Origin of the sequence: Microvirga sp. 2MCAF38, from assembly GCF_052115485.1 — a bacterium.
GTDB lineage: Bacteria > Pseudomonadota > Alphaproteobacteria > Rhizobiales > Beijerinckiaceae > Microvirga.
Genome location: NZ_JBFRGU010000001.1, coordinates 289,913 through 314,602, shown reverse-complemented (window position 1 = coordinate 314,602; position 24,690 = coordinate 289,913). Strand labels below are relative to the sequence as shown.

General features: G+C 60.5%; 18 protein-coding genes. 4 read left to right on the top strand and 14 right to left on the bottom strand.

The genetic code is table 11. From position 1 onward, the window contains the following. Positions 1-5 precede the first annotated feature (5 nt). Positions 6-1,079, top strand: coding sequence for an ABC transporter ATP-binding protein (locus AB4072_RS01450; RefSeq protein WP_441965127.1), 1,074 nt, complete (start codon positions 6-8; stop codon positions 1,077-1,079). A gap of 54 nt (positions 1,080-1,133) precedes the next feature. Here the strand turns inward: AB4072_RS01450 and AB4072_RS01445 are convergent, their stop codons facing one another. Beyond that, complete coding sequence (locus AB4072_RS01445) at positions 1,134-2,030, bottom strand: LysR family transcriptional regulator (protein ID WP_441965126.1); 897 nt, start codon at positions 2,028-2,030, stop codon at positions 1,134-1,136. 209 nt (positions 2,031-2,239) lie between these two features. Between AB4072_RS01445 and AB4072_RS01440 the strand changes: the two genes are divergently transcribed. Then, a complete protein-coding gene (locus AB4072_RS01440) occupies positions 2,240-3,094 on the top strand; it encodes a D-amino-acid transaminase (RefSeq protein ID WP_441965125.1) in 855 nt (284 codons plus the stop codon). A 251-nt stretch (positions 3,095-3,345) separates the two neighbouring features. Here the strand turns inward: AB4072_RS01440 and AB4072_RS01435 are convergent, their stop codons facing one another. From AB4072_RS01435 to AB4072_RS01410, 6 genes are all read right to left on the bottom strand, one after another. After that, a complete protein-coding gene (locus AB4072_RS01435; RefSeq protein WP_441965124.1) occupies positions 3,346-4,866 on the bottom strand; it encodes a serine hydrolase domain-containing protein in 1,521 nt (506 codons plus the stop codon). Between the two features lie 76 nt (positions 4,867-4,942). Next, positions 4,943-5,683 carry an ABC transporter ATP-binding protein gene (locus AB4072_RS01430; RefSeq protein WP_441965123.1) on the bottom strand — a complete coding sequence of 247 codons (741 nt, stop codon included), beginning with the start codon at positions 5,681-5,683 and terminating at the stop codon, positions 4,943-4,945. After that, on the bottom strand, positions 5,680-6,510 hold the full coding sequence (locus tag AB4072_RS01425) for an ABC transporter ATP-binding protein (protein ID WP_441965122.1): 831 nt from the start codon (positions 6,508-6,510) through the stop codon (positions 5,680-5,682). The genes AB4072_RS01430 and AB4072_RS01425 overlap by 4 nt, the downstream gene beginning before the upstream one ends. After that, the gene (locus AB4072_RS01420; RefSeq protein ID WP_441965121.1) at positions 6,510-7,412 is read right to left on the bottom strand and encodes an ABC transporter permease; all 903 of its coding nucleotides are present in this window, start codon (positions 7,410-7,412) and stop codon (positions 6,510-6,512) included. Before AB4072_RS01420 ends, AB4072_RS01425 begins: the two co-directional genes overlap by 1 nt. Beyond that, the gene (locus AB4072_RS01415) at positions 7,409-8,422 is read right to left on the bottom strand and encodes an ABC transporter permease (protein WP_441965120.1); all 1,014 of its coding nucleotides are present in this window, start codon (positions 8,420-8,422) and stop codon (positions 7,409-7,411) included. Before AB4072_RS01415 ends, AB4072_RS01420 begins: the two co-directional genes overlap by 4 nt. Continuing rightward, the gene (locus tag AB4072_RS01410; protein ID WP_441965119.1) at positions 8,419-10,017 is read right to left on the bottom strand and encodes an ABC transporter substrate-binding protein; all 1,599 of its coding nucleotides are present in this window, start codon (positions 10,015-10,017) and stop codon (positions 8,419-8,421) included. The genes AB4072_RS01415 and AB4072_RS01410 overlap by 4 nt, the downstream gene beginning before the upstream one ends. A 403-nt stretch (positions 10,018-10,420) precedes the next feature. Here AB4072_RS01410 and AB4072_RS01405 point away from each other — a divergent pair, with 403 nt between their 5' ends. Continuing rightward, the gene (locus AB4072_RS01405) at positions 10,421-11,461 is read left to right on the top strand and encodes a dipeptidase (protein ID WP_441965118.1); all 1,041 of its coding nucleotides are present in this window, start codon (positions 10,421-10,423) and stop codon (positions 11,459-11,461) included. Between the two features lie 193 nt (positions 11,462-11,654). Here the strand turns inward: AB4072_RS01405 and AB4072_RS01400 are convergent, their stop codons facing one another. The 7 genes from AB4072_RS01400 to AB4072_RS01370 all read right to left on the bottom strand — a co-directional run bounded on the left by AB4072_RS01400 (position 11,655) and on the right by AB4072_RS01370 (position 19,789). Then, positions 11,655-13,448: a gamma-glutamyltransferase family protein gene (locus AB4072_RS01400; protein WP_441965117.1), complete on the bottom strand. Its 1,794-nt coding sequence runs from the start codon at positions 13,446-13,448 to the stop codon at positions 11,655-11,657. Positions 13,449-13,471: 23 nt separating this feature from the next. Continuing rightward, the gene (locus AB4072_RS01395; RefSeq protein WP_441965116.1) at positions 13,472-14,341 is read right to left on the bottom strand and encodes an ABC transporter permease; all 870 of its coding nucleotides are present in this window, start codon (positions 14,339-14,341) and stop codon (positions 13,472-13,474) included. Further along, positions 14,338-15,285 (bottom strand): ABC transporter permease, encoded by a 948-nt coding sequence (locus AB4072_RS01390; RefSeq protein ID WP_441965115.1) that lies wholly within the window; start codon positions 15,283-15,285, stop codon positions 14,338-14,340. Before AB4072_RS01390 ends, AB4072_RS01395 begins: the two co-directional genes overlap by 4 nt. 77 nt (positions 15,286-15,362) lie before the next feature. Then, entirely contained in the window at positions 15,363-16,862 is a 1,500-nt protein-coding gene (locus AB4072_RS01385) for an ABC transporter substrate-binding protein (RefSeq protein ID WP_441965114.1), read from the bottom strand. Positions 16,863-16,881: 19 nt separating this feature from the next. After that, positions 16,882-17,976 (bottom strand): ABC transporter ATP-binding protein, encoded by a 1,095-nt coding sequence (locus AB4072_RS01380; protein ID WP_441965113.1) that lies wholly within the window; start codon positions 17,974-17,976, stop codon positions 16,882-16,884. Beyond that, positions 17,973-19,034, bottom strand: a complete 1,062-nt coding sequence (locus tag AB4072_RS01375) for an ABC transporter ATP-binding protein (protein ID WP_441965112.1) — start codon at positions 19,032-19,034, stop codon at positions 17,973-17,975. The genes AB4072_RS01380 and AB4072_RS01375 overlap by 4 nt, the downstream gene beginning before the upstream one ends. Beyond that, positions 19,031-19,789: a FadR/GntR family transcriptional regulator gene (locus AB4072_RS01370; protein ID WP_441965111.1), complete on the bottom strand. Its 759-nt coding sequence runs from the start codon at positions 19,787-19,789 to the stop codon at positions 19,031-19,033. Before AB4072_RS01370 ends, AB4072_RS01375 begins: the two co-directional genes overlap by 4 nt. Before the next feature lie 629 nt (positions 19,790-20,418). On the opposite strand from AB4072_RS01370, the gene AB4072_RS01365 reads away from it, so the two are divergent. Beyond that, complete coding sequence (locus AB4072_RS01365) at positions 20,419-24,594, top strand: putative Ig domain-containing protein (protein WP_441965110.1); 4,176 nt, start codon at positions 20,419-20,421, stop codon at positions 24,592-24,594. Positions 24,595-24,690 lie beyond the last annotated feature (96 nt).

Genomic DNA, 24,690 nt, shown 5'->3' with positions numbered 1-24,690 from the left:
CGAACGTGAGCTTCCTCGATATCGCCAATCTGCAGAAGTCGTTCGGCTCCGGCTATGCCGTGCAGAAGTTCGATCTCTCCGTCAGTCGCGGAGAGTTCATTTCATTTCTGGGCCCGAGCGGATGTGGCAAGACGACGACGCTCCGCATGATCGCGGGGTTCGAAGCGCCGAGCGCCGGCATCATTCGGATCGATGGTAAGGACGTGACGTCTCTTCGTCCGAACCAGCGCAATATCGGCATGGTGTTCCAGTCTTACGCGTTGTTCCCGAACATGACTGTCGCGGAGAACGTTGCCTTCGGATTGAAGGTCGCCAAGAAGCCTAGTGGTGAAATCGCCGAGCGGGTCGAGGAGATGCTCCGGCTTGTCGGCTTGCCGCAACTGGGAAGTCGCTATCCTTATCAGTTGTCAGGGGGGCAGCAGCAGCGCGTTGCTCTCGCCCGCGCCATTGCGCCCAAGCCCCAGATCCTGCTCCTGGACGAGCCCTTGTCCGCTCTCGATGCCAAGATCCGCATATCCCTTCGCGAGGAGATCCGGGCCGTTCAGCGGCAACTCGGAATTACGACGATCTACGTGACACACGATCAGGAAGAAGCGTTGTCCATGTCCGATCGTATCGTCGTGATGAGCGAAGGCCGGATCGAGCAGATCGGTACACCCTTCGAGATCTATAATCGCCCGACTTCGCGATTTGTGGCGTCCTTCGTCGGCACGTTGAACATTCTGCAGGCCGATGTGATCGATGAGGCTAGCGGGCGTGTGAGCCTTGATGGGCAGGAAATCGTTCTACCCGGCGGATTATCCAGAACCGGCGGCAGCCGGTCATGCACGTTGGCTTTGAGGCCTGAAGCCGTATCGCTGAGCAACGGCGAGCCCGGTCACAGCCGGCTCCAGGGGATCATTGAAGAAGTGAACTTTCTCGGCTCGGTCATCCGCATCAGGGTACAACTCCAGGGGAATACCGTTACGCTCGACACGTTCAACAACGTGAGTGCGAATCCTCCGACGCGTGGTCAGCCCACGACCATTAGCTTTGCGCGAGAAGATCTCCTTGTCCTGGACGCTGCGGATGCAGCCTGAGGATTCATCTGGCGACAGGGAAGCGATATCGCTCAAATTCCTAACGCCAGCAGCTCATCCGATTTCGAGTGCATTCCAGAAACGTCTTACGATGGGGCGCTCGTTGGCGAGGTAGCGATAGAGGCGGATCTCAACGCTGAGGTCCCATGATACGTCGCCTGCGCGCACCAAGCGGCCGGCGGCGAGGTCATCGAAGAGAATACTCTCAGGGATCCAGGCAAGGCCCCAGCCCTCGATCGCCATAGCCTTGAGGCCTTCCGACATGGTGTTCTCATAGACCGGTATGCGCTTGAGGGGGCGCTTCTCGAACAGATCCGTCAAAGCGTGACCGAAGAAGGCGCCGAGACCATAGGCGAGGTAGCGAACCGGAATGTTCGGCTCTTCGATCCTGTGGAGTGGACGACCTTCCGAATCCGGCGCGGAAACGGGAATGATGCTTTCGCGTCCCAGCGTTTTGTAAGCGAACTTCGCTTCGTCGATCATCAGGGGTACGGCCGGGTGCGCGTAAATGAGAAGAAAGTCGCTTTCGCCCTCGGTGAGGGAGTTCACGAAAGCCTCCATGCTGCTGTTGTCGGCACTCAGGCGCGTGGAAAGTGTTCCGAACTTCGGCTCGACACTGTGCAGCCAGCGGGGGAAGAAGGTGATCGAAAGGGTGTGGAGCGCCGCGAAGCTGAGCGTGTTCGCTTTGATGCCCTGGCTGCCGCGAACTTCGTTGCGCGTCCGGTGAAGCGTGCTGACGATTTCCTGCGCGACCGGGAGGAAATCCTGACCGGCCGGCGTGAGATGAGCCGGGAAAGTGGCCCTGTCCACCAGTGTCACGCCGACCCAGGTTTCAAGCTGCTTGATGCGACGGCTGAAGGCGGATTGCGTGACATGGCGCTCCTCTGCCGAGCGCGAAAAGCTCAATGTGTTCGCGAGGCTGATGAAGTCCTCAAGCCACTTGATTTCCATGCCGCGCTCCGGTGCTGGCGATCCACCGGATGTTTTGAATGGTTTTGTGCGCACGACACAAGTCAAAACGTCTTGCTCGACCCCATGCGGGTCCTGCATGGGGTGGTGCACAATCCGAATTAGGCAGACAGGGCGTCACTCCTTAGGATTCCCGGAAATTCCCTGCCAGCGAAACTTGAGTGCAACGCTCAAACCGAGGAGACGCGATCTTGGCCCGCATTGCCTATGTCAACGGAGACTTTCTACCTCTCGGCGAAGCCCGGATCTCTATTCTCGATCGAGGCTTCCTCTTCGCCGACGGCATCTATGAGGTCTCTGCGGTGCTAGACGGAAAGCTCATCGATAACGAGTCGCACCTTGTGCGACTCGAACGCTCCGTCGGGGAGATCGCGCTGGCGATGCCGGAAGCCCGTGAGCGTATCGAGGAGATCCAGAAGGAGCTGATCACGCGAAACGGGCTCGTCGAGGGCGTGGTTTATATTCAGGTGACGCGTGGGGCGGCAGATCGGGATTTCGCATTTCCAAAGGATGTGAAGCCAAGCCTCGTGATGTTCACACAGGAGAAGAACATCATCGCATCGCCGACGGCGCAGAAGGGCATCGCGGTGAAAACGCTGGCCGATATCCGGTGGGCGCGTCGCGATATCAAGAGCGTCGCGCTTCTCGCGCAGGTTTTGGCGAAGCAGGCCGCTGCTGAGGCCGGTTGTCAGGAAGCCTGGATGATAGAGGATGGCAAGATCACCGAAGGTGGATCGTCGACCGTGTTCATCGTGACGAAGGACGATGTGATCGTCACGCGTCCCAATTCCAACGCTGTGCTACCAGGTTGCACGCGCAAGGCGTTGTTGGCGCTTGCTGCGGAGCGTCAGATCCGCATCGAGGAACGCGCTTTTTCCGTCGACGAGGCTCTCGCTGCGAAGGAAGCGTTCATCACCAGCGCGTCGACCTTCCTCCAACCGGTCGTGACCATCGATGGCGTTGCAGTGGCGAATGGAAAACCCGGTCCGCTGGCGACGCGTCTGCGTGAGATCTACATCGACTTCGCACGCGCAACGGCGCGGTAGAAGCTGAAAACTTGAGGGCTGCTCTCCACCTCATCCTGAGGTGCAGCCTGGAAGGCTGCGTCTCGAAGGAGGCTCCAGTGCACACTGGAAGCGCCTCGCCCTCCCAAACCGATCGGTTACGCTGCCCTTGTCCCTCTCCCTTGTGGGGAGGGTTAGGGTGGGGGGGTGGGGGCGCCAACTTTGATTGAGTCCTGCACTCACACTCCCCACCTCCAACTCCTCCCCACAAGGGGGAGGAGAGCATCACAGCATTACGCCCGCTCGAACTGCAACACGCGGCTACGATTCAGGAATAGCCTCACCTTGTCTCCGTCGAAGACGAGGCTCGAGCGCTTAGCCCATGGACCATCCTTGCCGTCCATCAAGAGACGGTTGTTGCCAAGCGAGGTGAGGGGAGCGCTCATGCGCGCGGGGCCGATGCCGGTCTCAAACCGGTCACCCTTGATATCGAAGGTCGAGTGATAAGCTGCGCACGTCCAGTGGCCCTGCACGCGCGACAAACAGTCATCGGCTTTTACTGGAACGAAGCGGCGTGCCGCGTGCCCGATTTCGCCCTCGATAGCCTCTCCCGTCCAGCGCAAGCGCATCGGCATGTGGGCCGAGAGCGATACAGACCAGCCGCCTTCAGCCTCATAGAGCGTATCGCCCGCGCCAAGGAAGGTGGCGACGCCATCCTTCATTTCGAGCCAGAAGGGACCGTCTTCCGTCGCATAGAGGCCGTCCGGAATGCGCGCGCTGCGTTTCGGCAGAGCCTCGCCCAGCAGAGCGGCCATGACCTGAAGCGCGAGGCCGGACGGTGCCGTGTCCTCGCGATTGGAGACGATGACGACGCCCGCGCTGCTTTCCGGATCGAGGAGGAAGTAAGCCTTGTAGCCGGCATGCGAACCGCCGTGACCGACGAGTCGCTTGTCGCCGATCTGCGACCACGCGAGGCCAAGGCCGTATTGCGTCTCGCGACCATCGGCCAGCGTGCGCGGTGCGGATTGGCGTTTCAGCACGCCCGCACCGGGGCCGCGATCTGCGAGTACGCTTTGCAGCCAGATCGCCAGATGGCGTGCGCTGCCGGTCAAGCTGCCCGAGGCTGAGAGGTGCAGACCTGCGGTGCCAAGCTGCCAGCCTTGCTCGGACTTCCAGTATCCGGGCACGAGGCCCGGTACGGGATCGAACCACAGTTCCGGCGCGCGAATGTCGATGCCGAGCGGTTTCGAGATATGCTCCTGCACCAACGCGTCGAAGAGCAGACCCTTATTCTTCAATGCGGTTTCAACAAGGCGGTAGCCGGTGTTGGAATAGGAAATCTCGTGGCCGGCCGGGAAATTCACAGCGGCAAGATCTCCGAGAAAATCAAGGATCGGCTGCGCCTCCGTCGCCGCGTGAACCGAGATTCCGAGGAGCGAGAGCGTATCGCGCACATCGGGCAGGCCGCCGGTCATGTCGAGGGCGCGCCCGACCGTTACATCCGCCATGGGCGCGCGAAGAAACGGCAGGTGCGCGCCGAGACGATCCCCGAGGCCGATCTTGTCCTTATGGCGCAAGGTCATGGCGGCGAGAATATGCTTGGTGATCGAAGCGTAACGCACAACACTGTCGGCCGTGAATGGTGCGCGGGTCGCGAGGCTCTCCAAACCGCCTGCGGCTTCGCTCCGGATTTCGGTTGCGTCGAAGACAACAACCGCGCCGCCAGGATCGCCCTCGCGTTTCCAGGCATCGGTAATCCGTGTTGCTGCTTCAGCGGCCGAGGACCAACGCAGTGGGGAGGGCGCAGCGGACATCGTCATCTCCTAGGCCTTCGCCGCCAGCGGCGGGAAAGGGTGTTGCCTTATCTCAGAAATCTTTATCTTCGAGGCGTCAAGCGGGCTCTTCGAGGCCCACGCTGAGAGCGCGCAGCTCTGATGTATGCGGATGCTTGGTCTTGCCGGCCCGCAAGTCCTCCGCGCTGATCACTTCGACCATCTGACCGCCGAGCATGACGCCGACCGTCGGGCACAGATGCGAGACCACAGCGAGGTTGTGGCTGACAAGAATATAGGTGAGCTGCCGCCGTTCGCGTAAGTCAGCAAGCAGGTTCAGGATTTCCGCCTGCACGGACACATCGAGCGCGCTCGTCGGCTCGTCGAGCAACAGAACTTCCGGCTCTGCAATGAGCGCACGGGCAATGGCGACACGCTGGCGCTGGCCGCCCGAAAGCTGATGTGGATAGCGGAAGCGGACAGTGGAAGGCAGCGCGACTTCGGCGAGCGCGGTCTCGATGCGGTGTTCGACGTCACCGATGCCGTGAACGAGAAGCGGTTCGCTCAAGATACGGTCGATGGTCTGGCGCGGATGCAGGGACCCATAAGGGTCCTGGAACACCATCTGAACCTTCTGGAAGAAGGCGCGGTCACGACGTGGGCCGACGCTCTCGCCGTTGATGGTGATGCTCCCAGACCACGCATCGTTGAGCCCCGAGAGTGCACGCAGAACGGTGGATTTACCCGAGCCGCTTTCCCCGACGATGCCGAAGCTGCCGCCAGCGGGAACATGAAGCGTTATGCCCTTGACCACTTCGTTGTCACCGAAGCTGACGCGAAGTTGTTCAACCTTGATCATGATTGAACCCATGCTGCGTCGCGGGTGAGAACCGGTAGACGCGCTTTCGGATGAGTGAGTGAGGGCAGGCAGTTGAGAAGCCCCTTCGTATAGGGATGCCTCGCCTGCGCGAGCGTGCCGGCGGAAAGCTCCTCCATCACGCGGCCCGCATACATGACCGCGACCCGGTCGCAGAAATGCGAGACGAGTGGCAGGTCGTGACTGATCAGAATAAGGCCCATGCCGCGCTTGGACACCAAATCCTCCATCAAACGCAAAATTTCCGCCTGCACGGTGGCATCGAGCGCGCTCGTCGGCTCATCGGCGATGAGAAGCGCCGGATCGGGGGCCAACATCATGGCGATCATGACGCGCTGGCCCATGCCGCCCGAGACCTCGTGCGGATAGAGATCGCAGACCCGGCGCGGATCGCGGATGCGAACCTGATCGAGCAGATCAACCGCCGCTGCCAGCGCCTGTTTGCGGCTGCCGCCCTTATGCTGACGCCAGGATTCCGCCACCTGTCGGCCGATCGTCATGACCGGGTTCAGCGAGTATTTAGGGTCCTGAAGAATGAACCCGGCCCGCTTGCCCCGGATGCCGCGCATGGCGCGTTCGTCGGCTTTCAGGATATCGATGCCATCGAAACTCAGGCGGTCGGCGTCGATGCGCGCATTCTGCGGCAACAACCGCATCAAGGCGCGCGCGGTGAGGGACTTGCCCGAGCCGCTTTCGCCGACGATGCCGAGCTTTTCCGTCCCGATCTTGAACGAGACACCGCGCACGGCCTCGAAGGTGCCGGTGCGGGTCGCGAAGGACACACGGAGATTTTGAATATCGACCAGCATCAGCGTTGCTTCGGATCGAGGACGTCGCGCAGGCCGTCGCCCAGGAAGTTGAAGGCGAGTGAGGCCATGAAGATGGCGAGACCCGGAATGGTCGGCACCCACCATTGCTCGAAGATGAACCGCTTGGCGGTGGCGATCATCGCACCCCATTCAGGTGAAGGCGGCTGTGCGCCCATGCCGAGAAAGCCAAGGCTCGCGGCGGTGATGATGATCGAGCTCATGTCGAGGGTGATGCGTACCACGAGACTCGGCACGCACAGCGGCGCAATGTGGCGCAGCACAATGCGTCCGGCGGGTGCGCCGGTGAGGCGGCAGGCTGCAATGAAGTCGCTGTTGCGGACTGTCATCGTCTCTGCGCGGGCCAAGCGGGCGTACGGAGGCCACGCCGTCAGCGCGATGGCGAGAACGGCGCTTTCCACGCCGGGCTTCAACGCCGCGACGAAGGCCAGCGCCAGGATCAGGCGCGGGAAAGCGAGGAACACGTCGGTGACGCGCATGAGAATGCGATCAACGATGCCGCCGAAATATCCGGCGATGCAGCCCACTGCAAGTCCCAGCGGCGCGACGAGGAGCACCACCGCGATCACCATGCCGAGCGTCACGCGCCCGCCATAGAGAATACGTGAATAGATATCGCGGCCGAGTTCGTCCGTGCCGAACCAGTGCGCCGCGGAGGGCTTTGCGAGGCGGTTGGTGAGGTCCTGCACGCCGGGATCATGTGTCGCGAGAAGCGGCGCTGCGAGCGACATGAAGACGAAAGCGACCACGACCACGAGGCCGATCATCGCGAGCGGGTTTGAGCGGAGGTCGAGCCAGGCGCGGTAGCGCCGCCCCCAGGCCGCCTGAGATCGTGACGCTGGTGTTTCATCCAGCAACCACGCTTGGGAAAAAGCTGCACTCATCGTACGCGCGGATCCAGTTGCCGATAGACGGCATCGGCGAGGAGGTTCAGTCCGACATAGACGAGACCGACCAGAAGGGTCGCACCCATCACGGGGTTCATGTCGGCGTTCATGAGGGAAACAGTGAGATATTGGCCAAGGCCCGGCCAACTGAAGACTGTCTCGGTGACGACCGCGCCTTCGAGTAGGCCCGCATAGGTGAGCGCCAGCACGGTGACGAGCTGCACGCCCACATTCGGGAAGGCGTGAATCCAAATTACCGAGAAGGATGACAAGCCCTTGGCGCGGGCGGTGATGACGTATTCACCGCGTAGCGCATCAAGCATGAAAGCGCGGGTCATGCGCGTGATGTAGGCCATGCTGAAATAGGCGAGGATGCAGACGGGCTGCACCATGTGCGCAAGCGCGTCCCAGAACGCATCCCAATCACCCGAAATGATCGCATCGACGGTCAGAAGCCCGGTGACGTGGGGCACCATGTCCTGGAACACGATATCCTGCCGTCCCGGCCCCGGCGCGATGCCGAGAGCGGCGTAGAAGACGAGCAGGCTAATCATCGCCAGAACGAAGACAGGCACTGAGTGCCCCGCAAGGCAGACCACGCGGATCGTCTGATCGATCCACGTGCCCTGTCGTACGGCGGCCCACACACCGAGGGGAATGCCGATCAGCGCGGCAACGATGACCGCCGCCGTGGCAAGCTCGAGCGTTGCCGGGAAATACCGGGCGATATCGCTGATCACTGGGTTCTTCGTCAGGATGGAGCGACCCAGATCGCCGTGCAGCAATTGCACCACGTAGTGGAAGAATTGCAGCAGGATCGGCTGATCCAGGCCCATTTCCAGGCGGGCCCGCTCGACCACCTCCTGAGGCGCATTGTCACCGACCGCGGCGATAATCGGGTCGATGGGCATAACGCGCCCGATCAGGAAGGTGATGATCACAAGCCCCAACAGCGTGAGGCCGACGCTGGCGAGAAGACCCGCCAGCGCGTTGAGTCGTTTTGTCACGCCTTGCTTGCTCCGAGGTAGGAGTGTGTGTCGGACAACGTACCGAGACGGACGCCGGAAACGTTCTTGCGGCAGGCCGCTGTCGTGACCGCCTGGAACATGAGCGCGAACGGACTGTTGGCCATCATATCGCGCTGGATCCGCTCATAGAGGGCGATGCGCTTGGCGGCATCGCGTTCCTTAAGGGCGGCCTCCGAGCGTTCCGCGAACTCCTTGTTCTGCCACGAGCAACGCCATGCGAGCGTGCGGTTGCGCGCGTCATCGCTGTTGTCGGTGTTGACGCAGAACTGCTCCGAGTTGGTATTGGGATCGAAGTAATCCGAGCCCCAGGCGGTCAGGATGAGTTCATGCTGGCGAGCCCGCATCTTCGTGAGAACCTGGCGGTTCTCGGCCGAGAGCAGCTTCACCTTGATGCCGATTTCTGCGAGGTTCGCCTGGATGGTCTGGGCGATATCGGGATAGGGCTGCGCAGAGTAGTGATCCATCGCGATTTCGAAACCGTCGGCATGCCCCGCTTCGGCGAGCAACGCTTTGGCCTTCGCCACGTCCTTCTGGAACGGCGTGTCGGCAATCGCACCGGGGAAGCCTTCCGGCAAGAAGCTCTGATGGACTACGTGAGTCAGCGGGATGATGTTCTTCTGGATGCCCTGGTAGTCCAGCGCCCACTTGATCGCCTGCTGCACCTGCGGCTTCGCGAGAATGGGGCTCTTCTGATTCATCGAAATGACCATCAGAGACGCCACGCCCTTGCGGACGAGATTGTAGTTGGCGTCATCCTTGATCACGCGAAGCTGCTCGGTCGTCAGGTTGCGCGCGACGTCGGCATCGCCCTTCTGCAACATGAGAAGCTGTGCTGACGGATCGACGATGTGGCGCAGGATGACGCGCTTCACATTGCCCTTGGTCTTGCGGTTGGGATTGGCATCGAGCATGACGCTCTCGCTCGGCTTCCATGCGCGCAAAGTCCACTCGCCCGAGCCGGCGCTGTTCTGGCGCAGCCAGCCATTGCCGAGATCGTCGCCCTGAACCTTTTCGAGCACGGCCTTCTTCTCGACAATGCTCGCGACGTTGGCCGAGAGACAGTAAAGCAAGAAGGACGAGGAGGTGGGCTCGGCAGTCACGATGACAAGAGTGTGCGGGTCCGTCGCCTTGATGCGCTCCGCGACATTGTCCTTCGTGAAGCCGAATTGATTGATGATGAAGGCCGGGCTCTTGTTCATGATGACCGGACGCTGTAGCGAGAACGCAACGTCCTCGGCGGTCACGGGCGAGCCGCTGGCGAATTTCGCATCCTTCTTCAGCTTGAAGGTGAAGGTCTTGCCGTCAGCGCCGGCTTCCCAGGATTCAGCCAGATCGCCATCGATCTCGTCGGGCTTGTCGAGATTGGCCTTCACCAGCTTCTGATAGATGTTCGAGCTGATTTCGCTGCCGACCGCTTCGAAGCCTTCATGCGGATCGAGGCTCGTCATGTTGTCGAGCTGCTGCACGACAACCAGGATATCCTTGGGGGTATCAGCAAAGGCCGCTGACAAGCCCGTATAGCTGAAAAATGACGCAGCCGCGGAGCTTGCGAGAAATGTGCGCCGATTAAGCATCCCGTATCACCTCAATCTCAAGGAAGGTCTGGCCCGACATGGCCATTATTGACGCAAGGAAAACGTTCTGCTCGAACGTATAACCCATCGCCGTTTTCATTTGCTGGAAGCAATGTCGCACTTGGACACTGACATTCGGTCGCGACCCTTGCAGTCTCGACCGTGTCGCCAATGTCCGAAAACGCGGTTGCTTAGCGTCGGCAAAGTACACGGCCAGGGTTTTGCCTGACAAATTCGTAAAATGGCATCCCCTATGCAGGCTTTGCATCAGGCTGTCGGCGCGATTGTCCTATGCAAGACCGGCATCGTTTCCTGCGCAATTTGAATTGGCCGAAGGGTGTCATTCGCTCCTAAACCGGCGCATCCTGAGGCTCGTGCCTTCCCTCGCTCCCGGTGTGATACCATGGCAACCAACGTTCCCGTTTTTGACGGCCACAATGATGTGCTGCTTCGCCTTTGGCGCACAGGAAGCAAGACGGCGGAGCGTGACTTTCTTCAGGAGGGTACGACCGGACATCTCGACTTGCCCCGGGCGCGCGCCGGAGGCTTCGCGGGCGGGTTGTTCGCTGTCTACGTGCCGTCCTCCGCCACCGGGACTGGAAGCGACGGCAAGCCGGAGCCTCTCGCGCCGTCGCTCGTCGAGGCCCAGGCTGCGACCTTGGAATTGGTATCGCTTTTGACACGCATGGAACGCGTGTCGGATGGCGGTTTGAAGATCTGCCGGACCGGGGGCGATATTCGTAACGCCATGACACAAGGCTCTTTGGCGGCGGTGTTACACGTCGAAGGGGCCGAGATGATCGACCCTGATTTGAAGATGCTCGATGTGCTCCACCAAGCGGGCTTGCGCTCCATCGGCCCGGTCTGGAGTCGCTCGAACATCTTCGGCCACGGCGTGCCGTTCCGGTTCCCGTCCTCGTCCGATCTCGGCCCGGGCCTGACGGAGCAAGGGCGAGCGCTGGTGCGGGCCTGTAACGAACTCCGCATCATGATCGACCTGTCGCATCTCAACGAAAAGGGCTTCTGGGACGTGGCCGCATTGTCTGATGCACCACTCGTGGCAAGCCACTCCAACGTTCATGCACTGACTCCGCATTCGCGCAACCTGACGGACCGCCAGCTCGACGCCATCCGCGAAAGTGACGGTCTCGTCGGCGTCAACTTCGGCACCATGTTCATTCGCGCCGACGGCACGAAGAACACCGATACGAAACTCGAAGAGCTCGTGAGCCACATCGATTATCTGGTTGAGCGGATAGGCCTCGACCGCGTCGGCTTCGGTTCGGATTTCGATGGCACGACCGTGCCGAACGACCTGCGCGACGCCAGCCGCTTGCCTGCGCTTGTCGCCGCCCTGCGCAATAAGGGCTATGACGACGAGGCCGTGCGCAAGATTTGCGGCGAAAACTGGATCAGAGTTTTAGAGAAAACCTGGGGCCGATAGGGTCTTGCCGGAAGACTGACAAGCGGCGGAATGACCCTCTTTAGTTTCGCGAGGTGATCCTGATTTCAGCGTCGAGCCGCCCTTCGAGAGCCTTGATGGCGTTGTGCAAGAGTGCTCAAGACCGCCATAGCGCTGCCGAGTAACGGCGCTATGGCGGTTGAGATCTTCCTGCTTGTGAAAGAGACGCCGTGCCTCAGCGTCCTACGGCGTAAGCCTGCATAAGCCGTGGCGTTGCCGCGCCATGCAAGAGGCCGTCCGCATCGCGGCTTGCCGCCACGAGACGGCCGACGGTCCAGGCCGGCAGTGCTTCGACCTCGTGTCCGCGAGTGCGCAATTCGTCCAGAGCCTCCTTGCCGAAGGTTTCCTCGGCAGCAAGGTGACCCGGTTTCTGCTCACGCGGATAGAACGAAGACGGGAAATGCGCCGTATGGGCCATGGGAAGATCGATGGCCTCTTGCAGATTGAGGCCGTGATGCGCGTGGCGCAGGAACAGCAGCAACTGCCATTGTTCCTGTTGATCGCCACCCGGCGAGCCGAACACCATGTAGGGCTTGCCATCTCTTTCCGCGAGAGTCGGAGTGAGCGTCGTCCGCGGGCGCTTTCCGGGCTCCAGGCTCGCCGGCAGACCCGATTCCAGCCAGAACATCTGCGCACGCGAGTTCAGCATGAAGCCGAGTTCCGGGATGACCGGCGAGGATTGCAGCCACCCGCCTGACGGCATGGCGGCGATCATGTTGCCGAAGCGGTCGACCACGTCGATATGGACCGTGTCGCCACGGCGCGCCGATCGCATCGAGGCGAGGGTCGGTTCGCCGCCTGTCACCTTGCGATCGGTCGTCGAGAGATCGCGCAGGGCCTTCATGGTCCGTTCGACCTGCAGCTCGTAGCCATCGACGTGGCCGGGGCGCAGATCGAGCGAGGCGCGCTCGCCGATCAGCTTGCGGCGCTCATCGTTGTAGGCGTCCGAGAGAAGCGTCTCCATCGGCACCTTCACGAAATTCGGATCGCCGTAATAGGCCTCGCGATCCGCAAAGGCGAGCTTCATCGCCTCGACGACGTTGTGCAGGAAGGGTGCACTTGAATGCCCCATGGCCGCGAGATCGAAGCCCTTGAGCAATGCGAGCGTCTGAAGGAACACAGGTCCCTGGCCCCAGGGCTGGATCTTGTTCACCCGATAATTGTGATAATCGTAGGTGAGGGGAGTGTCATAGCTCGCGGACCACGACGCCATGTCGTCGCCGGTGAGGACGCCTTTATGACGGGAGCCGCTCTGGTCCATCGCTTCTGTCGAGCGGACGAAGCTGTCGATCGCCTCTGCGACGAAGCCCTTGTAGAAAACCTCGCGCGCGGCTTCGATTTCACCTTCGCGGCCACGTCCCTTGGCTTCGGCTTCGCGTAAGACGCGCTTCCATGTTTCGGCAAGCGGTTTGTTGCGGAAGAGCTTGCGGGGCGCGGGAGCGTCGCCGCCTTGCAGGAAAAGGGCGGCGGACGTCGGCCATTCCGTTTCGAAGAAAGTCTTGAGACCCTTGATCGTGTCGGCGACGCGCGGCAGGAGCGGGTGCCCCTGTTCCGCATAATAGATCGCAGGTTCCAGCACATCGCGCAGACGCAAAGTGCCGTGGTCGCGCAACAGCAACATCCAGGCGTCGAATGCACCGGGGACGACGGTGGCGAGCATGCCGTTGCCGGGAATGAGCGTCAGTCCCTCGCTACGATAGTAATCGATGGTCGCTCCTTTCGGAGCCGTACCCTGGCCGCACAGGACTTCGACCTTGCCGGTTTTTGCCGAATAGAAAACCGCCGGGACTTCGCCCGCAGGGCCGACGAGATGCGGTTCGACGACCTGCAGGACGAAACCCGATGCAACGCAAGCATCGAAGGCATTGCCACCCTTCTCCAGCATCGCCATGCCGGAGGCTGAAGCGAGCCAATGCGTCGAGGTAACGACACCGAAAGTGCCGAGTATTTCAGGCCGTGTAGTGAACATGAAGCTGATCCGAATTGAGTGATTTAGTTTTCGCGAGGATCGAGAGCATCGCGCAGACCGTCACCAAAGAGGTTGAAGCCAAGCACGACGAGGAAGATGGCGGAGCCCGGGAAAATCGACATCCATGGGGCCTGGCTCATGAAGTTCTTGGCCGTGTTCAGCATCGAGCCCCAGGAGGGGTTCGGCGGTTGCTGTCCCAGGCCAAGGAAGGAGAGACTCGCTTCCGCGATGATGGCGGATGCGATGGTCAGCGTCGCCTGCACGAGGATCGGCGGCAATGCGTTCGGCAGGATATAGCGGACGATGATCCAGAAATCCGGGAGGCCGATGGCGCGCGCGCCTTCCACATAATCCTCCGCGCGGACGGAGAGAACTTGTCCGCGCGTCAAGCGAATGAAGATCGGCATGGCGGAAAAGCCGATGGCGATCATGGCGTTCGTGAGGCTCGGGCCGAGGAAGGCGGCAAGCGCAATTGCGAGGATGAGGAACGGAATGGATAGCAATGCTTCCGTCGCACGAGAAATCGACGCGTCGAGCCAGCCGCCGAAATAGCCGGAGATTAGGCCGAACGGCACACCGAGGACGATAGCGATGCTGACCGAGATGACGCCCGCGCTCAACGAAGCACGGGTGCCGAGAAGCATGCGCGAGAACACGTCGCGGCCGAGTTCGTCAGTGCCGAACCAGTGGAGCGCCGACGGCGCTTTACGGATCGCCGAGAAGCTCGGTTTGGTGGGGTCGAACGGCGCGACGAATGGCGCGACGATGGCCACGAGAACGAAGAACAGGACGATTGCAGCGCCGAAGACGGCTGCCCTGTTCTTCAGGAATTTCGCGAGAACGCGGCTCCGCTTCTTTGGAAGAGCGACTTCGTCGGTGATTGCAAGAGTCATCGGGCGTGCCTCAGACGGGGATTGACGAGGACATAGAGAATGTCGGCGAGGAGGTTCATGAAAATGAAGCCGACAGCAGTACAGAGCACGACGCCTTGTACGACCGCGTAGTCGCGGTTGAAGACGGCATCGACGACGAGTTTTCCGAAGCCTGGAATGGTGAAGATCTGCTCTGTCAAAACAGCGCCGGCGAGAAGTTCACCGAAAAGCAGGGTCGAGAGCGTTATGATGGGCATGAGCGCATTGCGCAGCGCATGCTTCAAAATCACCACGTGACCGAGCAAGCCTTTGGCGCGCGCGGTGCGGATATAGTCGGAACGTAGCACGCCGAGCATGGCGCTTCGCGTGTGACGCATCAGGCTCGCCGCAAGGCCGGTTCCGAGCACGATGGCGGGCATGATCATGGTCTTGATGTTGAGCCACAGATCTTCCGTCGGGGGAACGAAACCCGAAGCGGGGAGAAGCTGCCAACGCACCGAGACGAGCAGGATCATGACGATACCGAGCCAGAAGTTCGGAATCGAAAGGCCCGACAACGCGACCACATTCGCGGCGTAATCGATAGGCGTTCCTCGCTTGACGGCGGAGATAATGCCGGCGGGAATGCCGATGGCGAGCGCGACGATCATCGCGAAGATGGCGAGCTCGATCGTGACCGGAAGCTTGCTGAGGATGAGCGTCATCACCGGAATGTCGGTGCGGAGCGAAATGCCGAGATTGCCCTGGAGCACTTGCCCGATCCAGGCGAAATATTGCACGGGGATCGGATCGTCGAGGCGATATTTCTCACGGAGAAAGGCCAGGACCTGCGGGTCACGCTCTTCGCCGGCCATTGTCAGAACCGGATCGCCCGGCAGGAGTTGCTGCAAGGTGAAAACCAGCACCGACACGAGAAGGATCGTCGGAATCGCAATCAGAAGGCGTCTGGCGATATAGCGGAGCATGAGGCTCTGTCATCTACAATGAGAGGGATGGCGAGGCGTGTCCGGCTTTGCCGCCGGACACGCGATTTTATGAGCGATCAGGAGGCGAATTTCACGCCCTTGAGACGGATCAATCCATCAGGATAGGGCTTGAAGCCATCCACCTTCTTCGTCAGCGCGAAGGGCCAGGGCTGATAGTACGTGTAGATGATCGGAAGCTCGTCGAGCAAAATGGTCTGCGCAGAGTCGTACAGAGCCTTGCGCTTCCCTTCATCCGTCAACGAACGTGCTTCATTCAGGATGCGGTCGATCTCCGGGTTGCAATATCTGCCGTCGTTGAGCCCGCCCTTGCAGGTGGCGAAAGCATGGATATTGCCATCGGGATCGACGCGGCCGGACCAGCCGATCACGTTGACATCGAAATTACCGGCGGTCGCTTCCTTCTGCATGGCAGCGAACTCGGTCGGGCGAAGAGTGATCTCGAAACCGGCTTCCGCTGCCATCGCTTGGATCATCTCGGCGATCTGTTGCGTGGTCGTGCTTGTTCCGAAAGTGAGCTCAAACTTGACGCTCTGGAGGCCCGCGTCCTTTAGAAGCTGCTTCGCCTTCGCCACGTCGCGCTTGCGCTTGTCGTATTTGGGGTCGTGGTAGGGGCTGGCGAGCGGGAAGGGCTGCGTCGCCGGTGGGTAGATCCCCTGTCCGACGACTTCGTTGATGACATCCATGTCGACGGCGAGTTGCAGCGCCTGGCGGACGCGCTTGTCCTGGCCGAGCGGGGTCTTGGAGCGCTCGCCGTTATTGGTGTTGATCGTGAGGCCTTGATAGCCGATGCCGCTGATCGGAGCGAAAACCAGCTTGGCATCGCTCTTGACGCTCGGAACGTCGCTCGGCGCAAGCCGCTCGAGCAGGTCGAGGTTGCCGGCCTTGAGATTGGCGAGACGCACCGTCGTATCCGTGATCGGTGTGAAGACGACACGGTCGAAGTTGTAGGCCTTCGCGTTCCAATGTTCCTTGAAACGATCGAGAACGATGCGGTCGTTCTGAACGCGCTCGACGAACTTGAACGGTCCGGAGCAAACCGGCTTCTGGCCGAAATCCGCAGAGGCGAAAGCCTTGGGCGAGAGCATCATGCCGGCGCGGTCGGACAATTGCGAGAGTAGCGTGCCGTCCGGGCGAGCAAGTTTGATGGCGACGGTCAGGTCATCTACGACCTCCACGCTTTCGACGGAGGTCAGTTCGCTCTTGCGCAAGCTGTCCTGCAACGTGCGGGCGCGGTCGATATTGGCTTTCACTGCCGTCGCATCGATCTTCTCGCCGTCGTGGAACGTAGCGCCCGGACGAAGCTTGAAGGTCAACGTCTTGCCGTCCTCGCCCCATTTCCATTCGGTCGCGAGTTCGGGCGCGAATTTCAGGTCGGGTGTGATGTCGACGAGCTTGTCGCACAGCGAAGCAAAGACGATGCGGCCCGTGAAGGTTCGCGCACGATGCGGGTCGAGCACGTCGGGATCATCGTTGAGGCCGATCTTCAGTGTTTGGGCCGAGACGGCGGTGCTCATCAAAAGCCCGACCGTCACGGCCATCATGGAAAAGGGTTTCATACGCTTCTCTCCTCTGGGGTTAATGGCCCGACGCGCCGGCTTTTTCCTGCCGGTTACGCCAAGTTCTGTAGAGCTCGAGGCGCTTCGCGAGCGCTGGGCTCGGGGGAGGGGCCGCAAGGGCGCCCGCTCCCGCATTCTGAATGTCGCGCCAGAAATGGCATGCAACCTTCCGCCCATCCGGAGCGGCTTCGAGTTTCGGATGCTGCTCGCGGCACAACGCTTTCGCGTGCGGGCAGCGCGTGTGGAAACGACAGCCCGAAGGCGGCGCGGTCGGGCTCGGAACATCGCCCTGCAAAAGGGGTTTCGCCGTGCGACCAATGGGGCTTGGAACCGGAATCGCGGTGAGGAGAGCCTGCGTATAGGGATGAAGCGGGTTGTCGAAAAGATCGTCAGTCTCGCTGAGTTCGACGATCTCGCCGAGATACATCACCGCAACCCGGTCGCTCATGTGCCGGATCACGGCAAGATCATGCGCCACGATCACGAGCGTGAGGCCGAACTGCTCCTTCAAGTCTTCGAGAAGATTGATGATCTGTGCCTGAATCGAAACGTCGAGTGCTGAGACGGGCTCGTCGCCGATGATCAACTTCGGCTCACCGGCAAGAGCACGGGCGATACCGATGCGTTGGCGCTGGCCGCCCGAGAATTCATGCGGGTAGCGATCAGCATGGGTGGGAACGAGACCGACCGTCCGCAGAAGATCGACCACTCGCTCGCGTCGTGCGCTCCCTTGCGCAAGACCGTGCAGTGCAATCGGCTCTCCGATGATGTCGCCGACACTCATGCGCGGGTTGAGCGATGCGAACGGGTCCTGGAAGATGATCTGCAATTCGCGGCGCAGGTGGCGCATATCGCGTTGGCTGAGCGAGCGGATGGAATGCCCTTCGTAGCGCACGTCTCCGGCTGTCGCTTCGATGAGGCGAAGGAGCAGGCGGCCAAGCGTGGATTTACCGCAACCGGATTCGCCCACGATAGCGAATGTCTCGCCACGCTTGACTTGAAGCGAGACGCCATCGACCGCGCGAACGATCGTCGGCGAGGAGAGAAGACCTCCGCCGCCGAAATGCTTGACGAGATCGACGCCCTCAAGAATGATTTCACTCTCAGTGCTCATGAAACCACTCCACGGTGTTGTTCTAGCGGCGCGTACCAGCAGCGCGCGAGATGCCCTGGTGCAACATCGACGAGCGGCGGCGGCTCGGTGGTGCAACGGCTTTCGGCGAATGGGCAACGCGGCGCGAAGCGGCATCCCTTCGGCATCATTTCGGCCGGCGGCACCGAGCCGCGGATCGTCGCGAGACGTCCTTGACGGCGGCCGAGCGAGGGCACGGAGCCCATGAGGCCGATCGTATAAGGATGCTGCGGATCTTCGAAGATCGCCTCGACGGAACCTGATTCGACGACGCGCCCCGCATACATCACCGCCACTTCATCGGCGATTTCAGCGACGACGCCGAGATCGTGCGTGATCAGGATCATCGACATGCCGCTTTCTTCCTGAAGGCGGCGGATAAGCGAAAGGATCTGCGCTTGAATCGTCACGTCGAGCGCGGTTGTGGGTTCGTCCGCGATAAGAAGCTGCGGCTCGTTGGCGAGCGCCATGGCGATCATCACGCGCTGGCGCATGCCGCCGGAAAGCTCGTGCGGATAGGCGCGAAGACGCTTTTCCGGTGCGGGGATGCGGACCCGGCGCAGCATTTCGAGCGCACGTTCCCAGGCTTCCGCCTTCGAGACATTGCGATGACGGATAATCCCTTCCGCAATCTGATCGCCCACGGTGAACGCCGGATTGAGGGAGGCCATGGGCTCCTGAAAAATCATCGCCGCCCGGTTGCCGCGAAGATCGGCTCGTTGGCGTTCAGTCAGGCTCAAAAGGTCCTGGTTTTCGAAGAAGGCCGAGCCCCGGACGATCCGCGCCGGGGGAGTTGGCAAAAGTCCCATGAGCGCAAGGGCCGTCACGCTTTTGCCGCAACCCGACTCGCCGACGATGCAGAGCGTTTTGCCCTTGGCGAGAGAGAAGGACACGTCGTCGACCACGTTCACGCCCTGCGGCGCGCCGTCAAAACGGATCGACAGATTCTCGACACGCAAGAGCGGTTCCGGGGCGGCCGATGCGAGCGGTTTTTTCACGGAACTGGTTTCTCTCGTCAGGAGATCGCTGTCATTGATCATGCCGCAGGTCTTCCTTGGTCATTTGATTGTTGCCCGCCGGAGTTATTGGTTGCAGCGTTCGTCATGATCTTGACCAGACTCCTGCGAACCGACTCGAGATGCTCGCGCATCGCCTGTTCCGCAGCACTTCCGTCACGGGCGGCGATGGCAGCGACGATCTGGTGGTGATAGTGAACGTAAGTCTGCTCTTTCACCGGCAAGCGGGCTTGCTCCCGCAATCGCCGCCACGTTGGGTCTTGTCTGATCTGATTGATCATATCCATGAGAGAAAAGAGCAGGCTGTTGCCCGCCGCTTCGGCGATGGCGCGATGAAAGGCGCCGTCCCACAATTCGCGGTTGTCCGTATCGGTTGCGGCGGATGTCCCGGTCTTGCGTGCAAGATGCTCAAGGCGCTCGATATCACCGTTCGAGGCGCGCAAGGCGGCTAATCGCGCGAGGGCTGGCTCGATTTCGAGTCGTGCTTCCATGACTTCGAGCGGGTTTGTCCGGCTGGACATCACTTCGAGGCTTGTCTCCGCGTGAAGTGGACGCGGCCCGAGAAAAGTGCCCTTGCCCTGATGTCGCCAGATCCGGCCTTCGGCTTCGAGCACATCGAGCGCACGCCTGAGAGAGCGTCGCCCCACGCCAATCTGCTGGGCGAGCCCTCGTTCGGGCGGCAATTGCTTCTCCTCACCCGCTGGCCTGTTGTCCAAAAGGGCGCGAAGCTGCCTGAGCGCGAAATCGGAGCTGTCCGAGGAAGACTCGGGCTCGCTCATTCCACGTTCCCGGTATGAACCAATATTGTCATTGGTGCCGCCCCAACTTCCGCGTTCTTTCCCAAATGAAGGGATTCGCGAAACAATGCTAAGCCGATTGTGAACCAATTTGCAATTGGTTCATGGTATCATGCGCGAGCCTTCCGAAAGAGGAGGGCCCTCGATTGCGCGAATGGTTTCCGGTTCTGGCCATCGATTCAGGACGTTGTCTCATTCTACTTTGGCGATAACGTGTTGGTGGTTTCGCCATTTGAGAGGTCGTGAAGAGACGGAGACTGAAGCTCGGTGCTATCGCGAGGACGATCGGTGTCGCGGGCGTATTGACCGTTCTCAGCACGCTTCGGTTGTCGCACGTCGTTCTCTCAATTGAGCGCGGATCGGATTGGCGTAACACGCGACACATCTTGTTGGTGGCGATGACAATTTAGAAGTGTGGTCACCACGGCAACTGGCGCGAACGATCATCTCACTTCGGTTAGAATCTCGACAAGTAGCACGTGTGAAATACTAGTTTACATTACGTAGGGTTCGTAAGAATTAATGATGCTGAATTCTGCAAGAATGGCGCTTCTTTTCCCAATTTCGATATGATACCTGACGCAACGTAATTTTCTCGAGATGGCGTTGTCATGGCATATAGAACCGTTACGTTTGGGCCGGCCGAAATCACGGATGGCGACGCAAGCGATGGGATCGTGGAGGTCGGCGGACTGAGAATCCAGGTGACCGCCCAAGGCAACTGGACCCTCAATTTCGCGAATGGCCGGCTCAATTTCTCGGAGGATCCTCTTTACGGGTCGTCCGCGTTTCGGATCGAGATCACTGCCGTCAACGGCAACCTCATCAAGCCGAACGCCGTCGATGTGAGATATGACGGCACTCCCGCTTACGTGGGCATGTGGACCGCGAACATGGTGCTCGCCAACTCCACCATTCCGGACTCCGATTTTGCGGCCAATGTCTTCGTCGGCTCGGAATCGTGGAGCCACATCGATTGGGCGGGGAGTGGGATACTCGGCACGTCGCTGGTGATCTACGATTTCAACATCCCCGACACCTCGATCAACCCGACCTCCACATTCTGGATTGATAATCTGGTTGTCGATACCGACACGCCACCTCCGGACACAACGCCTCCGGCAATCACGTCGGTCAGCGTTCCGAATGCTCCGATGAAGATCGGCGACATCGTGACGGTGACCATCACAGTTGCTGCCGACGCGGATACCTACACGCTCTCCTCGGGATCCATCGCGGGCTTCGCGCTCTCGAATTTCGTCAAAATCAACAACACGACCTACACAGCGAAATTCACGGTTGGTGCTGGCGGTACCGATTATGCGGCGGGCGCGGATCTTCCGGTCAGTCTCGTCTTGAAGGATACCGCGGGCAACCAGAACTCCGCCTTTACGACGCCGATCGGCCAAAGCAACGATGCGGTTGACGCCCATCAGCCCACCGTGACGAGCGTTTCCTCGACGACGGCGAATGGTGTCTACAAGACAGGGGATATCATTTCCATCACGGTCACTTTCGACGAGAGCGTGACCGTCACGGGCACACCGCAGCTGGTTCTGGAAACCGGCGCGGTTGATCGGGTTCTGAACTACAGTTTCGGCAGCGGCAGCAGCACGCTGACCTTCACCTATGTCGTACAAGCAGGCGATTCCTCTGCGGACCTCGACTACATCAGCACCACCGCGCTGGCGCTGAACGGAGGCGCGATCCGTGACGCCGTCGGGAACAACGCTGTCCTGACCTTGCCCGCTCCCGGTGTCGCCGGTTCGCTCGGTGCGAACAAGAACTTGGTGATCGACGCGGTCGATCCGAAGATCGGTGCCGTTTCGGCCACGACCGCCAATGGCAGCTACAAGGAAGGTAGTGTCATCGCCATCACGATCAGCTTCGATGAGGCTGTGACGGTGACCGGTACTCCGGCGCTGGCTTTGAACACGGGCAAGTCGGCCGCCTATGTTTCCGGCTCCGGCACGAATACACTCACGTTCCATTACACGGTTGGAGCGGGTGATACCTCGGCCGATTTGGACTACGCGAGCACGTTGGCCTTGTCCCTCGCAGGTGGCACCATTCGCGATGCTGCCGGCAACAACGCGGTCCTCACGCTTCCCGTTCCAGGGGCAGCTGGATCTCTCGGCGCCTCCAAAAATCTTGTGATCGATACCGCTGCGCCGACGTTGGTTTCGGCAAGCGCGAGCGGCTCGTCCATCACCCTATCGTTCAGTGAAAGCGTCACGCCCACAACTCTCGACGGCCTCAGTGTTACTGTCGACGGTGTGGTGCAGACGGTTTCATCGTTTGCCGTCAACAATGCGACGAAGACCGTCACGTTGACCCTATCCGCTCCCATTCGCGACGGCCAGGTCGTTCAACTCTCATATAACGCGAGCAACGGGAGCAGCAGCTTCAAGGATGCTGCCGGGAACGGGCTCGCATCGCTATCGGAGTCGGTTTCCAACAACACGCCCAACACTGTCACGACTATCGGCGGCGAGGTCGTATTGCAGGCTGGTAACGACAATGCGACCGTTTCGCCTTTCGCGACTTTGACCATCACAGATCCCGATACCCAGTCGGCGGCGGTGACGGTGCGGATTGTCGACGGAGCGCATCGGGGAGACTTCACAAGTCTGACCACTGCCGGTTGGACGCGGACAGAGGTTGGAAACGACTACGTCTATACGCGCACATTCGCCGCGACCGCCAATATCGGCGCTGCGGCGGAGACGGCTGTTCGGGACTTCGTCTTTGCGCCGCGTCAGAACGCCATTACGCCCGGAACGAGCGAAGACACGGTCTTCAATGTCATTATCAACGACGGCTCTGGAGACGTCGAGAGTGCGACGATTTCGACACGGGTCACGTCAGTCAACGATGCGCCGTCGGTCAATCTGCCGGTTGCCGATCAATCTCTCGCCACGGACACTGCGTGGAGCTTCACACTTGCCAGTAACACTTTCGCGGATGCGGATGGGGACACGCTGTCCTGCACCGCGACGTTGGGCAACGGGCAACCTCTGCCTCTCTGGCTCGCCTTCGATGCTCTCACGCGGACTTTCTCCGGGACGCCGACCCTCGCCGATGAAGGCACGCTGGCAGTCCGGGTCAACGTTTCCGACGGTCACGGCGGAACCACGAGCGTGCAGTTCAACGTTTCGGTGAACGGTCCGAAGGTTGATGGCGTTCCCGTCACCACGACAGTCGTTAACAACCCGGACGGCTCGACCTCGCAGACCATCGTCGTTCCCGTGATCACGAATACGCGTGTGGATGATGCGGGCAACTCCGACGTTGCGGATATCCCGCTCGTGACGACCAATGGGCAGACTGTCATTCTTGCCCAAATCCCCACGGGTGTCGGCCTTCAGGCATCCGGTTCGATCACTCCGCAATCCGCAGATCGCTCGCTTGCAAGTCTTATTCGCGAGATCGCAGCGCACACACCACCGGGTTCCACCAACCAGAACGAACTTATCGACGGCGGCTCCAATTTTCTCGAAAGCCTGCCGGCGAACACGCCGATGGTGGTTCTCTCCATCACACCGACCGCTCAGGCCTTGTCTTCCGGCCCGCTCGCGATTTCAGGAAATCCGGCAGCGCCCGGTGCGCCGATGACGGCGCTTGTCATCGATGCTCGCGGATTGCCTTCGGGCTCGACTCTCGAACTTCAAAACATCGATTTCGTCGCGGTCATCGGCGATGTCACGATCACCGGTGGGGCCGGCTCTCAAGTTGTTTGGGCTGATTCCGGTAACCAGAGGATTGTTCTCGGCGCCGATGACGACACGATCCATGGCGGCGCCGGAAACGATTACATCGGTTCTCATGGAGGGAATGACGTTCTCTACGGCGACGACGGTAACGACACCGTCGCAGGAGGCGTCGGCCACGACTCGCTCTTCGGCGGTGAGGGGAACGACACTCTGTATGGCGAGGACGGCAACGATTATCTCGATGGTGGCGCGGGTGTCGACACCATGGCGGGCGGCAGGGGAGATGATGTTTACATCGTGTCCGCCGGCGACGTCATCGTCGAAGCTGCGGGAGAGGGAATCGACACGGTATACAGCTCCGCAGATATCGTTCTACCCAAGCACTTCGAAAACCTGATCCTGACGGGCGACGCGACCTACGGATACGGCAATTCCTCCAACAACGTCATTCATGCGGCCTCGCACGGCGGTGTCATGCTCGGCTATGGCGGCAACGATTCCATTTATGGGTCGGAGGCTCGCGACCGGCTCTACGGAATGACGGGGAACGACCGCATCTATGGCGGAGGCGGAGACGATTATCTCGTCGGGAACGAAGGCGCTGACACCATCTACGGTGGCGCCGGGAACGACAGCATCAAGGGCGATTCCGGAAATGACGTTCTGCGCGGAGAAGCGGGTCGCGATACCATCAAGGGCGGTGACGGCCGCGATGTGATCTTCGGCGGAGAGGGGGCCGACCGTCTTTATGGGGGAGCCGGCCGCGACACATTCGTCTTCGACACCAAGCTTGGTCGCGATCAGGTCGATCGGATCATGGACTTCAACGTTGCCGACGATACCATCCGCCTGTCGAAAGCGATCTTCAAGAAGATCGGAGCAAAAGGTCTTCTTGACGAGAAGGCTTTCTGGACAGGCACCGCAGCCCATGATGCAGACGATCGGATCATCTACGATGAGAAGGCGGGTGTCCTTTACTACGATCCCGATGGAATCGGATCGAAGGCGCAAATCAAATTTGCGTATATCGGCACGCATCTGCAGCTTTCTTACGCCGACTTCACCATCGTTTGAGCGCTTTTGCGTTTGAGCGCTCTTGGTCGAGCGATCTGAGGCCTGATAATTCCGTCGCGATCTTGATCTGAATCGGGATCGCGACAGGGTAAAAGT

Excerpts from the sequence above, each read along its gene's own strand:
- AB4072_RS01445 (WP_441965126.1), bottom strand. The coding sequence starts at position 2,030 with ATGGAAATCAAGTGGCTTGAGGACTTCATCAGCCTCGCGAACACATTG.
- AB4072_RS01435 (WP_441965124.1), bottom strand. The coding sequence starts at position 4,866 with ATGTCCGCTGCGCCCTCCCCACTGCGTTGGTCCTCGGCCGCTGAAGCA.
- AB4072_RS01430 (WP_441965123.1), bottom strand. The coding sequence starts at position 5,683 with ATGATCAAGGTTGAACAACTTCGCGTCAGCTTCGGTGACAACGAAGTG.
- AB4072_RS01425 (WP_441965122.1), bottom strand. The coding sequence starts at position 6,510 with ATGCTGGTCGATATTCAAAATCTCCGTGTGTCCTTCGCGACCCGCACC.
- AB4072_RS01420 (WP_441965121.1), bottom strand. The coding sequence starts at position 7,412 with ATGAGTGCAGCTTTTTCCCAAGCGTGGTTGCTGGATGAAACACCAGCG.
- AB4072_RS01410 (WP_441965119.1), bottom strand. The coding sequence starts at position 10,017 with ATGCTTAATCGGCGCACATTTCTCGCAAGCTCCGCGGCTGCGTCATTT.
- AB4072_RS01405 (WP_441965118.1), top strand. The coding sequence starts at position 10,421 with ATGGCAACCAACGTTCCCGTTTTTGACGGCCACAATGATGTGCTGCTT.
- AB4072_RS01400 (WP_441965117.1), bottom strand. The coding sequence starts at position 13,448 with ATGTTCACTACACGGCCTGAAATACTCGGCACTTTCGGTGTCGTTACC.
- AB4072_RS01395 (WP_441965116.1), bottom strand. The coding sequence starts at position 14,341 with ATGACTCTTGCAATCACCGACGAAGTCGCTCTTCCAAAGAAGCGGAGC.
- AB4072_RS01390 (WP_441965115.1), bottom strand. The coding sequence starts at position 15,285 with ATGCTCCGCTATATCGCCAGACGCCTTCTGATTGCGATTCCGACGATC.
- AB4072_RS01385 (WP_441965114.1), bottom strand. The coding sequence starts at position 16,862 with ATGAAACCCTTTTCCATGATGGCCGTGACGGTCGGGCTTTTGATGAGC.
- AB4072_RS01380 (WP_441965113.1), bottom strand. The coding sequence starts at position 17,976 with ATGAGCACTGAGAGTGAAATCATTCTTGAGGGCGTCGATCTCGTCAAG.
- AB4072_RS01375 (WP_441965112.1), bottom strand. The coding sequence starts at position 19,034 with ATGATCAATGACAGCGATCTCCTGACGAGAGAAACCAGTTCCGTGAAA.
- AB4072_RS01370 (WP_441965111.1), bottom strand. The coding sequence starts at position 19,789 with ATGAGCGAGCCCGAGTCTTCCTCGGACAGCTCCGATTTCGCGCTCAGG.
- AB4072_RS01365 (WP_441965110.1), top strand. The coding sequence starts at position 20,419 with ATGGCATATAGAACCGTTACGTTTGGGCCGGCCGAAATCACGGATGGC.